13 protein-coding genes are annotated in these 12,569 nt (G+C 64.7%); 8 read left to right on the forward strand and 5 right to left on the reverse strand.

What is annotated here, in order from left to right; all coding sequences use genetic code 11:
- The 6 genes from KDH09_02100 to KDH09_02125 form a co-directional block, all read left to right on the forward strand.
- Positions 1–510: hypothetical protein (locus KDH09_02100; protein MCB0218461.1), on the forward strand; the 510-nt coding region annotated here is incomplete at its 5' end.
- 33 nt (positions 511–543) lie between these two features.
- Positions 544–1,662: a glycosyltransferase family 4 protein gene (locus tag KDH09_02105; GenBank protein MCB0218462.1), complete on the forward strand. Its 1,119-nt coding sequence runs from the start codon at positions 544–546 to the stop codon at positions 1,660–1,662.
- A 56-nt stretch (positions 1,663–1,718) separates the two neighbouring features.
- The gene (locus KDH09_02110; protein ID MCB0218463.1) at positions 1,719–2,849 is read left to right on the forward strand and encodes a glycosyltransferase family 4 protein; all 1,131 of its coding nucleotides are present in this window, start codon (positions 1,719–1,721) and stop codon (positions 2,847–2,849) included.
- 20 nt (positions 2,850–2,869) lie between these two features.
- Positions 2,870–3,865 carry an NAD-dependent epimerase/dehydratase family protein gene (locus KDH09_02115; protein MCB0218464.1) on the forward strand — a complete coding sequence of 332 codons (996 nt, stop codon included), beginning with the start codon at positions 2,870–2,872 and terminating at the stop codon, positions 3,863–3,865.
- Positions 3,855–4,766, forward strand: coding sequence for a carotenoid biosynthesis protein (locus KDH09_02120; GenBank protein MCB0218465.1), 912 nt, complete (start codon positions 3,855–3,857; stop codon positions 4,764–4,766). The genes KDH09_02115 and KDH09_02120 overlap by 11 nt, the downstream gene beginning before the upstream one ends.
- 48 nt (positions 4,767–4,814) lie before the next feature.
- Positions 4,815–6,464 carry a hypothetical protein gene (locus KDH09_02125; protein ID MCB0218466.1) on the forward strand — a complete coding sequence of 550 codons (1,650 nt, stop codon included), beginning with the start codon at positions 4,815–4,817 and terminating at the stop codon, positions 6,462–6,464.
- On the opposite strand, the gene KDH09_02130 is transcribed toward KDH09_02125, so the two are convergent.
- Genes KDH09_02130 through KDH09_02140 form a run of 3 tightly spaced genes read right to left on the reverse strand, consistent with a single transcriptional unit; the run spans position 6,465 to position 8,891 of the window.
- Positions 6,465–7,013 carry a hypothetical protein gene (locus KDH09_02130; protein ID MCB0218467.1) on the reverse strand — a complete coding sequence of 183 codons (549 nt, stop codon included), beginning with the start codon at positions 7,011–7,013 and terminating at the stop codon, positions 6,465–6,467. It abuts the gene before it with no gap.
- A 32-nt stretch (positions 7,014–7,045) separates the two neighbouring features.
- Positions 7,046–7,936, reverse strand: coding sequence for a DUF4124 domain-containing protein (locus KDH09_02135; protein ID MCB0218468.1), 891 nt, complete (start codon positions 7,934–7,936; stop codon positions 7,046–7,048).
- 34 nt (positions 7,937–7,970) lie between these two features.
- The gene (locus KDH09_02140) at positions 7,971–8,891 is read right to left on the reverse strand and encodes a hypothetical protein (GenBank protein MCB0218469.1); all 921 of its coding nucleotides are present in this window, start codon (positions 8,889–8,891) and stop codon (positions 7,971–7,973) included.
- A 251-nt stretch (positions 8,892–9,142) separates the two neighbouring features.
- Between KDH09_02140 and KDH09_02145 the strand changes: the two genes are divergently transcribed.
- Both KDH09_02145 and KDH09_02150 read left to right on the forward strand, forming a co-directional pair.
- Positions 9,143–9,517 (forward strand): response regulator, encoded by a 375-nt coding sequence (locus KDH09_02145; GenBank protein ID MCB0218470.1) that lies wholly within the window; start codon positions 9,143–9,145, stop codon positions 9,515–9,517.
- Between the two features lie 23 nt (positions 9,518–9,540).
- Positions 9,541–10,101: a hypothetical protein gene (locus tag KDH09_02150; protein MCB0218471.1), complete on the forward strand. Its 561-nt coding sequence runs from the start codon at positions 9,541–9,543 to the stop codon at positions 10,099–10,101.
- Here the strand turns inward: KDH09_02150 and mpl are convergent.
- Both mpl and KDH09_02160 read right to left on the reverse strand, forming a co-directional pair.
- Entirely contained in the window at positions 10,098–11,489 is a 1,392-nt protein-coding gene (mpl, locus tag KDH09_02155; protein ID MCB0218472.1) for a UDP-N-acetylmuramate:L-alanyl-gamma-D-glutamyl-meso-diaminopimelate ligase, read from the reverse strand. The genes KDH09_02150 and mpl overlap by 4 nt on opposite strands.
- 43 nt (positions 11,490–11,532) lie before the next feature.
- Positions 11,533–12,569 (reverse strand): beta-lactamase family protein (locus KDH09_02160; protein ID MCB0218473.1); only part of this gene is annotated, 1,037 nt, incomplete at its 5' end.

Below are 12,569 nucleotides of genomic sequence, written 5' to 3' on the forward strand. Positions count from 1 at the left end.
AACAACACCGGTCTCGATGGCGCCACCAACGCGGCTGAGGACGATCTGACGGTTCTCGACTTCAGCGCCTGCACGGCGGGAACGCCGGGCAACTGCACGACCGCGAATTTCGTGACAACGACGCTTGCGATTCAGGACGGCGGCGCCGTGGCAGTCAACGGGATTGCGGGGCTCACCTTCCTGCCCGGCAGCGACACGGAAGCCCTCGCAGTCGAGCCGCTCAGCGGCGACGGAACCGGCGGACGCCTGCACCTGCTCACCATCGACTGGGCCACGCCGGCAGTCACGGTCGACGCCACGCTCAACCTGGGCGTCGCGCTAAAGGCCGCACTCGCCGTCACCGTCGATGGCAGTGAGGCCTTCGTCCTCTCCAACGGTAGTCAGGCGATCTTCCGCGTCGAGATCGACACCATGGCGCCCAGCCTGACCCCGGTGGCAGGTCCTGCCGGCACGCTCGCGCCCAATCCCGGCACCGCAAGCTTCAAAGCCTCTTTCGCGCCGCTGCCTTGAGCCGGCACCATCGCGCGGGCTAGCCTGAGCGCCATGCGCATCGGCATCAACGCACTCTATCTGCGTCCCGGCGAAGTGGGCGGCACTGAACGCTACCTGCGTGAGCTGCTGCCCGCCCTTGTCGCCGAGGAACCCGAGAACGAGTGGGTCCTCTATCTCTCGGGCAAGGCGAAGGGGAGCTTTCCCGATCGACCCGAGCAGGTGCGCGTTGTCTACACGCCTGCCTTTACCGCCGAGCGCTCGGTGCGCAGCACGACCGAACAGACCTGGCTTCCGCTGCGCCTTGAGCGCGACCGCGTGGACCTGGTGTGGCACCCGGGTGCGACCGTGTGCGTGCCCTCACTACTGCCGCAGGTCACGACCATTCACGACTGCCAGTCGAAGTATTTCCCGGAATATTTCGGGCGCGTCGAGCGCAAGGCCATCGAATTCTACGTGCGCGCCGCGGTGCGCATCTGCGCAAAACTGCTCGCGCCATCGAAGTCGGTGCGGCGCGACCTGGTTGAGCACTACGGCGCCCTCTCCACCCGCGTCGCGGTGACGCCCGAGGGGGTTTCCAAAGAGTTCCACCCGGGCGACCTCACCGAGGCCGAGCGCCGCAACTTCGGCGAGCTTCAGCCCGGCGAGTATCTGTTGTGCGTGGCGTCCAGCCTGCCCCACAAAAACCTGCCACTGCTCTTTCGCGCCTACGCCCAGGCGGCCGCGGTCCGCCCCGATCTGCCGGTGCTGGCATGGAGCGGTTCAGGGAGTACCAGGGCGGTTCGCAAGATCGCCAAAGAGGTGGGCATCGAAAGTCGTCTCAAGATACTCGGCTGGACCCCGCCGCAACTGGTCCCCGCCCTTTACCGGGGCGCCCGGGCCGTGGTGCTCACCAGCGCCTTTGAGGGCTTCGGGCTGGCGGCGCTGGAGGCGCTTGCCAGCGGGGCGGCCCTGCTGACCACCCCCACTGAACCGGTCGTGGAGGTCCTGGACGGGGCGGCCCTGGTGACCGGAGGCTTCCAGCAGGACGAGCTGAGCAATGCCATCGCCCGAATCGCCTTTGACCGGAATCTGCGCAAGGAGCTGCGCACGAAGGGGCCTGAGCGCGCGTCGCTCTATACCTGGGCCGAGTGCGCGCGCCTCACGCTTGCCGCCATGCGGCAGGCCGCCTAAGACTACTGCCGCCGGCCCTCCACCGGGGCCGTCACCAACGCGAAGGAGCGGCAACCATGAAGGTTTGCATCGATACGAGCGCCCTGGCGCTCTCCGGCGCCGGCGTGCGCCGCGTGCTGGCCGAGACGGCGCAGGCCATGAGCGCCGAAGCCACCGATGACGGGATCGACGTTTCCTTCTTCCCCTTCTCGCCGCGCAGCTATTCGGGCGGCGGCCACCGAAGCGGCATGGGCCCCGTGCGCGAGATCGTGCGGCCGGGGATCGAAAAGAGCCTGGATGCCTGGACGCGCCTTCGCTATCCGGGCGTCGACCGCTTGCTCGGCGGCGCCGACCTCTACCAGATTTCAGAGTTCCTGCCCTACCCGGTTCGTCACGTGCGCCAGATTGCCGTGGTGCATGACCTCGTTGCCGTGCGCCATCCCGAGTGGTGCGCGCCGAGCAGCATTTCCTGGCAGCGGCGACGCATCGAATACATTGCAGAGCACGCGCTCCATGTGATCTGCCCGTCGGAGCCGGTGAAGGAATCCTGGCTGGCCTTCTCGGGCTGGCGCGAGCAGCGCGCCACCGTTGTTCCCTGGGGCGTGGACGGATCGTTCCGCGAGCGCGGCGTCGGAGAGATCGAGCATGTGCGCGACCGCCTGCGCATCCGCAAGCCCTACGTGCTGCACGTGGGCACCATCGAGCCGCGCAAGAATCTGGCCTTCGTGCTTCACGCCTTCGAGCGCGCAACCAAGCACTTCTCGCGTGAAATGGACCTCGTATTTGCCGGCCCCAAGGGCTGGCGTACCGGGCAGCTCGAACAGGCTCTACAGTTCACGAACATCCGCGACCGCGTGCGCCTGCTGGGCGCCGTGGCGGAGGAATACCTCCCCGCGCTCATGTCGGGCGCTTCCTGCGTGGTGCTCGCCTCGCGTGAGGAAGGCTTCGGCCTGCCGGCACTCGAAGCGCTCGCCTGTGGCACGCCCGTGGTGACGACCCAGGCCATGGCGCTTCCCCAGGCGCTTCGCCCCTTCTGCGTGCGCATCGGCGGGGTCGATGAAGAAGAACTGGCCGACATCATGGTCGAGATCGTCGACGATGAAGACGCCGCGCAGCAGGCACGCACCGAGGCCGCGCCGCTGGCACGTGCGCGCACCTGGAGCCACGTGGCCGCCGACATGCGCAAGGTTTACCTGCAGTTCCGCTAGGGTTAAGGACGCACATCAATATGAAAGCACTTGTCACCGGCGCCAGCGGTTTCCTGGGATCGAACGTCGCCCGCGTCCTTCGCGCCAGCGGCCGCGAGGTGCGCGTGCTCATGCGTCCCACCGCCGACCGCCGCGCCATCGAGGACTGCGAGGTCGAGTTCGCCGAGGGCGACATCACCGACGCCGAGAGCTGCAACAGGGCCGCGCAGGACTGCGACGAGGTCTACCACGTCGCGGCGATGTACAAGCTCTTCACCCGCGACAAGAAATCCATGTACGCGGCCAACGTCGACGGCACGCGCAACGTGATCGAAGCCGCCGAGAAGGCCGGTGCCAAACGCATCGTCTACACTTCCACCGTGGGCGCTATCGGCAACATCGGCGACGGCACGTCCGGCGACGAGACCAGCCCCGTGGGCGAAGGCGACATGGTTGGGCCCTACAAGCACTCGAAGTTTCTGGGAGAGCGCGAGGCCGAGCGCCTGCAGAGAGAGCGCGACCTGCCGCTCGTCATCGTCAACCCCTCCACACCCATCGGCCCCTATGACGTCAAGCCCACGCCGACCGGCCGCATCGTGCTGGATTTCCTCAAGGGCGACATGCCCGCGTATCTCGACACCGGCCTCAACGTCATCGACGTCGAGGACTGCGCGCGCGGCCACCTGCTGGCCGCCGAGAAGGGCAAACCCGGTGAGAAATACATCCTGGGCGGGGAAAACCTGACCCTCGAAGAAATTCTGGGGCTGCTGGCCGACATCACCGGCAAGCCCGCGCCGAAGATCAAGCTGCCCTACTATCCCATTCTGGCCATGGCCTACATCGCCGAGGGTTTTGCCCGCCTGACCGGCTTTCCCGAAGAGCCGCGCCTCAACATCGCCGCCGTTAAGATGGCGAAGAAGAAAATGTACTTTTCATCCGACAAGGCCCGGCGCGAGCTCGGCCTGCAAACGCGGCCCGCGCGCGAGGCGCTCGAGCGTGCCGTGAACTGGTTTACCGAGCACCACTATGTTGATTGAAATCTTCAATGGCGTAATCAACCGCCCCTACGTCTTTATCTTCCTGGCGACCTTCGCGTTCATCGGGATCACGCATCTGGGGCTCTATCGCTGGCTGCTGTTTCTGGTGGTGGGCACGCTGGTCGCCTTCGTGTGCGAGGCCAGCTCCATCCGCAACGGTTTTCCCTTCGGGATCTACACCTATCACCCTGAATCTTTCGAGGGGGAGCTCTCCATCCTGGGCGTGCCCTATTGGGATTGCCTGAGCTTTTCTTTCCTGACGTATTTTTCCTACACCATTGCGCTTGTGCTCTATTCGCCGCTCTACAAGACCCGCGGTGACCTGCAGGTGCTCGATACCAAGGAAATCCGGCGCTCGCCGCGGGTGCTGATTACGGCGGCCCTGTTCATGATGATGATCGACACCGTCACCGACCCGGTTTCCCATCAGGGGAGCAAGTGGTTTCTTGGCGATCTCTACCACTACCCCAGCCCCGGCGCGCACTTCGACGTGCCCATGGCCAACTACCTGGGCTGGTATTTCGTGGGGATCACAACGCTTGTCATCTACACGACCCTGGAGCTGGTGTTTCTTGAATCGGCCGATGGCTCGGAAAAAGGCACGCGCTGGCTGCCCTTCCACGGAATTCTGGGGAGCCTCGTCTACCTGGGCGTCTACGGCTTCATGTTCGGCGTGAGCATCTACATCGAGGACTACCAGTTGGCCATCGCGAGCACCTTTATCTACGTGCTGCCCGTTGCCATGATGGTCGCGCTGCTGCTGCGCCCGGGCAGCCAGGCCACCCCGGCGGAGATCGCCGCCTATCTCGACGATTTCCCGAACTCCCCGGTGGCGCGCCGGTATTTCAGGGACGGCCCCTACAGCGGCCCCGCCGCGCCGCGCAAGACCGAAGTCAGCTAGCCTCACTCGCAGTGGCGGGAGAGTGGGCCTCCGGCTACACTTTCCCCCATGCACAATCTCCGCCCGGTCAACGCGCTTCGTGTTCTGCTGTGCCTTTGTCTGCTTGCCGCTTCCTGGGCGGTGAGTTCCTGCGACAACAAATCCCAGCCCGCGCCCGAAACGGCTGAAACGCCGCTGCCGCCCGAGCCGCCAACCTTTCTGACGCTGGTCTTCAGCGGCAACATCAAGGGAATCATCGACCCCTGCGGCTGCGTGAAGAAACAACTGGGCGGACTGGCCCGCCGGGCGAGCGTGATCGAAGGACTGCGCGAGAAATCCGACAACGTCGTCTACGTCGACTACGGCAACTGGCTCTTTCCCATGGGCCCCGTGCCGGAGGTCGAACGCGAGCAACGCATCGAAAAAGCGCGCCTGCAGATCGAGGCGGCCAACCAGATGAAACTGGCAGCCTTCACCCCCGGCCCCTCGGACTTTGCAGCAGGAACCGGGACACTCAAGGAGCTTCTCAAAAAAGCAGCCTTCCACGCGGTGAGCGCAAATTTGGTCGATCCCGCCTCACGCGAGCTGCTCTTTCCCGCCTACGCCATTGTTGAGGTCGGCGGCCTTCGCCTTGGTATCACGGGCGTGAGCGAACCGGTCTCGACCATTCCGCAGCTCGCAGGCGAGGCCGAAGCACTCCCTCCGGTGGAGGCGCTCCGCGGCGTCCTTGCGGAGCTGCGCCCCAGGGTCCACCGCATCCTGGTGCTCGCCCGCCCGGGCGGCGAGGCGCGCTTTGAAATCAGCGCGCTGGAGGGAGTCGACTTCGTGATTGGCGCGCCGGGCGACGTCCCAGTCGGCGAGGCGCAGGCGGCAAACCTCGCACTCGTGGCATCGGTCTCCGACCGCGGCCAGCGCGTGGGAAGCGTGAGCGTGCAGCTCCAGCCCGGGCGCAAGGGTTACTACCGCGGCGAGCGAATGCTGGCGCTCGAACAGGAGATCAAGGACGCGCAGGCACGTGCGGAAAAGGCCCGGGCAGCCGGCGATGAAGAGCTGGCTGCCGGAAACGAGAAGCTCATTGCCTTCCGCACTGAAGACCTCGCCAAGCTCAAGGACCGCATGGGATTCCTCGCGAGCTTCTTCGAGATCGACGAGAACGTGGAGCCCGACGAGCAGCAGTTCCTGCTGGTCGACAACTTCCGCCGCCAGCAGGAAGCGCGCGCCCGCGAGGTCTATGGGCGCGACTGGGAAAAATACCTCAAGGACCAGCACGATTTTGCCGGCGCGCAGGCCTGCATGGGCTGTCACCAGGGCCAGTATGAGCACTGGCTGGGCACGCGCCACGCAAGCGCCTTCGCCTCACTGGAGAAGACACACCAGGGCAGCGACCACGAGTGTCTCAAATGCCACACCACCGGCTATCAGAATGCCTTTATTGGAGACTACGCGCCCGAGCTCTTTCGCGGCGTGCAGTGCGAGTCCTGCCACGGCGAATCGGCCCCCCACAGCCGCGAACCCCAGCTAGTGAAGACGCCCTGGGTCATCGACTCGCTGACCTGCCGGCGCTGCCATGGCATCCAGCACGGCGAGAATTTCAACTTCGATGAAGCCCTGCCGAAGATCCTGCACCCCGGCCATGGCGAGCATTCGGTAGAAGCCCCGCATTTTGAAGGAAAGGTCGCGCCGCAGCCCGGCGACGCCGAGCGCGCGGGCGAGCACTGATCAGCGAAGCCATCCCGGCGGCGCGCCCGCGCGGCGTGCTTCTTCGCGAAGGCCGGCAATCTGTGCCTCGATTCCGGCGAGTTCCTTTTCGAGCCGCTCTTTTTTCTGACCGCGCTCGTAGAGCGCCTTGCGCGTGTAGAAGCCCTGCACGTTGATGGGAGCGGCATCGTCGAGCTTTGCCAGCTCCGCCTCGATGCGCCGCTTTTTCGCTTCCAATTTTTCCTTGCGACGCTGCCACCATTGTTCGTCGTGACCGTCGCGGTCGCGCCCGAGTGGCGCGGCGCGCGCTGCATCCCCGGCGGCGGGCCCGGAACTCTCGTCAGCGCCCGCTTCGGGCTCTGGCTCGGGAATATCGCCCGCTGGCGCGGCGCGCGCGGGTAGCTCAATTGTTTTCTTTTCGGTGCGGTATTCGGGCGGGATCTTCGCTTCGGAATCGACGAAGTGAAGATTGCCCTGGGCGTCGGTGTAGGAAAAAACTTCCGCGCGCGCCCCGGAGAGCGGCGCGGCAATCAGCGCGACAAGCAGAACGCTCAGAAGTTGCCGCCGCACCTGATCGCCCTGGTTGCGGAAGGGACAAGTCCCTATTCCACCCAGCTCCCCGGCACGCCGGCGGCTTCGGCCTTCCTGGGCAGGTCCGCCAGCTCGCGCTCGACCTGCGAGAGCTCGGCGCGCAGCTTGTCGAGGTCCTCGCGAAGCATGTTGTTGTGCTCGGCCACGACCGGGTCGAATTCGCCGCCGGTATTGGGGCTGATCTCGCCCTCGGCGCGCTCGATGCTCTGTTCGAGCTTCGCGCGGCGCTCTTCGAGCTGTTTCTTGAGGCCTTCCCAGTATTCGCGCGTCTTGAGCTGCTCATCGGTCGGGCCGGTGCCCGCCTCGCCGATGGTCTTGGGCCCGTCGGTCGGGCAACGAACGCCCTTGACCCAGCCGGGGTTGCCGCCCGCCTTGCGCACGGTGTTGGGAAGTTCATCGATCTCTGCCTGCAGTTCGATCTGCCGCTCGGTCAGCCGCTTGATCTCGGCCTGGATTTCGTAGAGCGCCTTGAGCCCGGCGGCCTGATCGGTGTTCACCGCGCCACGTGCGTTGAGCGTATCGAGTCGCTTGGTGACTTCCGCCAGTTCGTTTCGGATGCGCTCAAGCTCGGTGCACCAGTAGGCCTGCGTGCGCCCCTCGTTGTCGCCCAGGGCGCTGCGCGTGGACTGGCCCGAGGGGACCGGCGAGGGCCCGTTGCGCCCGCGCGTGGGCGTGCGCCCCTGGTAAGTCTGCACCTTCTCGCCGCTGATCGACTTGATCTGCTCGCGATACTGTTCGGGCACCTTGTTGATGCTCTCGACGTAGTGAACATTGCCGGCCTCATCGACGTAGCGATAGAGCTCGGCATGAGCCGGCGCGGCCCAGACGAGCACGGCCAGCAGCAGGCCCCAGAACAACCCCGTGACCCCGGGGCGGCGAGAGTCTTTTGCGCGAATCTGCATGGGGGCAAGTATATGCGTTTTCGAGTCCCCTCGCCTAGCGACCGACAGTGGCCTGCCTCTGATAGTAGAGGGGATGGCGCTCGGGCCAGGTCGGAGGAATCGGACTCGCTTGCCCATCGCAATTTCCGTCGAGAACCCACTCAGGCGCATCTCCAGCAGCCAGCGCGTCCTTGCGCAAATGCGCAGCCTCCATGATGGCGTCGTCTGCGGCCTTGCCGGCGTTGTAGACCTCGAGGGTTTCGCCGTTCGCCTTGTACTTCGACCCGTAGCGCTTCATTTTGGTTGTATATCGCCCGTCTGCCGCATTGTATCCGGTGACCCGGCGGGACGAGGTCGAACCGCTGTAGGTCCGCTTCCCGATCACCCTGCGCTCAGCCGCCTGCGCACTGGTCTGTTCTTCCAGAGCAGCGGAGATTTCTTCGCACCAGGCAAACCAGGCTTTCCCCGACAGGTCATAAATCGCCAGATTTGGAGGCCCCTCATACTTGGGGCCAGCCGGTGGCTCCGGCGGGGGCGGCGAGAACCAGTTGCGAATTCTCATCCAGAGCGCCGACGCTCCCGATCCAATTCGTGCGAGCAGGCCTTCCGGTTCAGCCGCCAATTCTGCAGGCTCTTCTTTTGCGGGTTCCGCCTCGGTTGCGGGCATTGGTGCCGCCGGAGCATCGTCGTAGGTTTCGAGCTTGCTGCCGTCGATTGTTCTGGCCTGCGCCAGATACTGTGGGGGGATGTTGTGCCGGCCGGTGACGAAATGAAGGTTCCCGTTGGAATCCTCGTACCGGAACACTTTACTCGACTCGTTCTTCGGAGCTGGTGGCGGCTTCGCCACCGATTCATTCTTCGGCGCAGTTTCCGACTGATCCATTGCGTTGCTCTCACAACCCGTTGTCACCGCGCACAGCGCAATCAACGCGAGAGAGCGCGCGATGAACGCATGGCGATTCCCCAAGAGGCTCATGGCTTCCCCTTCCCGATCCGCGCCTTGCTTTGATGCCTCCATCATAGCGGAAAGCGCTGTAGAGACGAAAAAACGCGGCGCTGGACACATTATTCAATTTCGGGGCCGGAGAGGGAGCGGGCCCCGGTTTACAATGGCGAGCCGTGGGCTATCCTTCCTGCCCACGGGCACGCACGCAGGACTTCTGGGACTCGCCGAAAATGGGGTGAGAGGCTCCTGCCTGCGGAAACCGCGCCCAGGAAAGATCCGGGATGAAGAGAATCCTGCTCATTGACGACGATGACAACATTCGGAAGCTGGTGCGCTTCTCGCTCAAATCACTGGGCGTGGAGTGCATCGAGGCCACCGACGGCCAGGAAGGCTTCCGCACCGCGCTCAAGGAACTGCCCGATCTCATCCTGCTCGACCTGTCCATGCCCAACATGAACGGCTTCGAGGCCTGCGAGAAGATCAAGGGCAATGACAAGACTGCCCACATCCCCATCGTCGTGGTCTCGGCCGAGGCCACCGACCTCAACAAGCAGATCGTGACCGGCGCGCTCAAGGCCGATCGTTTCCTGCCCAAGCCCTTTGAGCGCGCGAACCTGGTTGAGATCGTCCAGGACATCCTCGGACTCGACAAGTAATCCCGACTTCCCGGAGGCTCTTCATGCGCCGATACGCGTTTTCGCTCCTGTTTGTTCTCGCCACGTTTCTCGCACCGCATGCGGCACTGGCCGATACAAACTTCGCCTCGCTGGAAGGCTTCCTCGGTGGCACAAGCATTGACGACGCCAAGAACATCGTCGGCGGGCGTGACAGTGCGTTTTCCTACGGCGGCGCGCTCACGATTTACGGCGGCGATTCCGATGCGACTTTTCACTGGGGCTTTCGCGTCGATGGAACTTTCCAGAAGCACTCGGAACAGAAGGATCTCTTTCTGGTTGCCGGCCCGCAGGTCGATCTGGAGATCCCCATCGCCAATTTTCTGCTGATCCCCTACGGGTTTGTGGGCGGCGGGTACCAGTTTAAAAAGACGCCGGGCACGCTCACGATCACCACGCTCAACGAAACCAACCACACGGGCACCGTGGCATTTGGCGGCGGCGCCAAAGTGCCGCTGCTTGCGGACTTCGCCTACCTTCATGCGTCGGTTTTTTATTATCGCGGTTTCGGCGACAGCAAGGGCAATAACGTCCGCTACGTCGGCGGCGCGGGCGTGAGTTTCTAGTCGAGCGCTTCCAGCAGTTTCTCGTGAATCCCGCCGAAACCGCCGTTCGAGAGCACGGCAACGGTATCGCCGGGGGCGGCGTGTTCCTTCAGATATTCCACAATCTGCCCGACGTCCGGGATGCAGCGAGCCGGAATTCCGCGCTCGGCCAGATCGGCAGCCAGTTTTCCGGGATCGAAGCGATCTCCTTCGGGGGCCTTCTCGGGACGCTCGACGCCCGCGATGATCACCTCATCGGCGCCGCCGAAGCTCCCGGCATAGTCCTTCTGAAAAACCGCACGCCGCGTGGTGTTGGTACGCGGTTCGAACACTGCCCACAGCGTGCCCTTCGGGTGGCGGGTGCGAAGCGCCTCCAGCGTGAGTCGCACCGCTGTCGGGTGGTGCGCAAAGTCGTCGACGATGGTCACGCCGCGCACCGAGACCCCGCGAATCTCCTGCCGACGCTTGACGCCCTCGAAGCTCTCGATGCCCGTGCGCCACTCTTCGGCCGTAATGCCCAGCCGTTCGCATGCGGCGGCGGTGGCAATCTGGTTGGAGAGGTTGTGCTCACCATAGAGCGGGCTCACCGCCCGGCCCCAGAGGTTGCCGTCGCGGAGGATTTCGAGGTGCGCGCCCCGCTCGTCGGCCTTCGTGATCTTGCCGGTCCACCCGGCCTCGCAGGAGAGCCCGTAGGGGGTCACCTGCCCGCCGCACTGCTTTGAAACCTCGCGCACGAGTGCGTAGTCCTGGCAGGCGATGAGCGCGCCGCCCGCGGGAATGATCGCCATGAGTTTTTCGAACTCGCGCCGGACCGCGCCGATATCGGCGAAGATGTCTGCGTGGTCGAACTCGATGCTGGTCAGAATGGTCGTGCGCGGCTCGTAGTGGAGGAACTTGGCTTCCTTGTCGAAATACGCGGTGTCGTATTCATCGCCCTCGACAACAAAGTGATCCCCGCTGCCGTGTTTGAAGCTCGTCCCGAAGTTGCGCAGCACCGCGCCCACCAGGAACCCCGGATCGCGGCCGGCCGATTCCAGAAGCCAGGCCATGAGCGCGCTGGTTGTGCTCTTGCCGTGGGTGCCGGCGACAACGACCGAGTGTTTTCCATGGATGAAGAAACGGCGGATCGCCTCGGCGCCGCTCGTGTAGTCGAGGCCGCGCTCCCGCACAGCGACCGACTCGGGATTGTCCTTCGTAACGGCATTGCCGATGACGACGAGTTCGGGGCCCCAGTCCAGGTTCTCCGCGCGGTAGCCGTCGAAGATCTCTATGCCCTGCGCGGCGAGCTGGTCGCTCATGGGCGGATAGACGCCCGCGTCGGAGCCGCGCACCTCGTGGCCGGCCTGCTTGAGGAGCCCGGCCAGCGAACCCATCGCCGTGCCGCAGATGGCTGTGATGTGAATCTTCATTGGGGGAGTGCCTTAGCAGAGCGCCGCGCGTGAATGAAGGCCCTCAGGCCACATCCGTGCCGGCACAGGCGGCGTCATGCAACGCGCGGCGGAAGTGCGAGATATCGCTGGCCTGCCGCGAGGGATGCACGCGGTTGGTGAGTGATATGACAATCAGGTCCCTCTCGAGATCGAACCAGAGCCCGGTGCCCGTGAAGCCCCACATCCCGACGGCATTGCGGGAGAATTTCTCCCCCACGAGCGAGCCCTTTCCCGGCGGCGCGGGCGTATCCCACCCCAGCGCCCAGGTCGTGTCCTCTGGGCTTGTCTGCCTTTCCCAGAGCTTTGCCAGCGTCGCGCTCGTAACGATGCCGTCCTCGCCGCGGTGAATTTCCCGTAGATGATCGGCGAGGATTTCGAGATCTTCGAGACACGAGAACACCCCGGCCTGTCCCGACACACCGCCCAGTGCCCAGGTGTTGTCGTCCTCCACCTCGCCATGGAGCAGCTTGCCGCGCCAGGGGCACTCCGAAGTCGGGGCGATGCGTTCGCGTGCGATGGTGGGCTCGCTGCCAATGGGAAGAAAGAGCGTCGCACGCAGGGCCAGCGGTTCTGCCACGTACTCGGCAAAAAGCACGTCGAACCGCGCGCCCCCCAGCGCCTCGAGAATCAGGGTCAGGGTCATGTAACCCACGTCGGAGTACTCGGCGTGCGTGCCCGGCGTGTGGGCGAGCGCCTCGCGCCCGGCCTCGCAGAGCAGGTGTTCGCGATCGACCTTTGCGCGGTCTTCGTAATAGGGCCGCCATCCGGGATAGCCTGAACTGTGCGATAGAAGCTGGCGGCAGGTGATCTCGCCCTGGTCGTAACCGGAGAGTCCGGCGAGGTAGCGCTCGATCGGCGCATCGATATCAAGCTTGCCCAGCTCGACGAGCTTTCCGGCGACGATTGAAGTGGCCAGCGGCTTCGTCAGCGAGGCCAGATCGTAGAGCGTCGCGGGCGTGACTTCCTCCCAGGGGCCGTCGATGTTTTCGTAGCCCGTGCGCCCGGCGCACCACTGCTGCCAGGGCGCATCGCCGTGCCGCACGGAGACTGCAGCACCGG

This window comes from Chrysiogenia bacterium, from assembly GCA_020434085.1.
Classification (GTDB): domain Bacteria; phylum JAGRBM01; class JAGRBM01; order JAGRBM01; family JAGRBM01; genus JAGRBM01.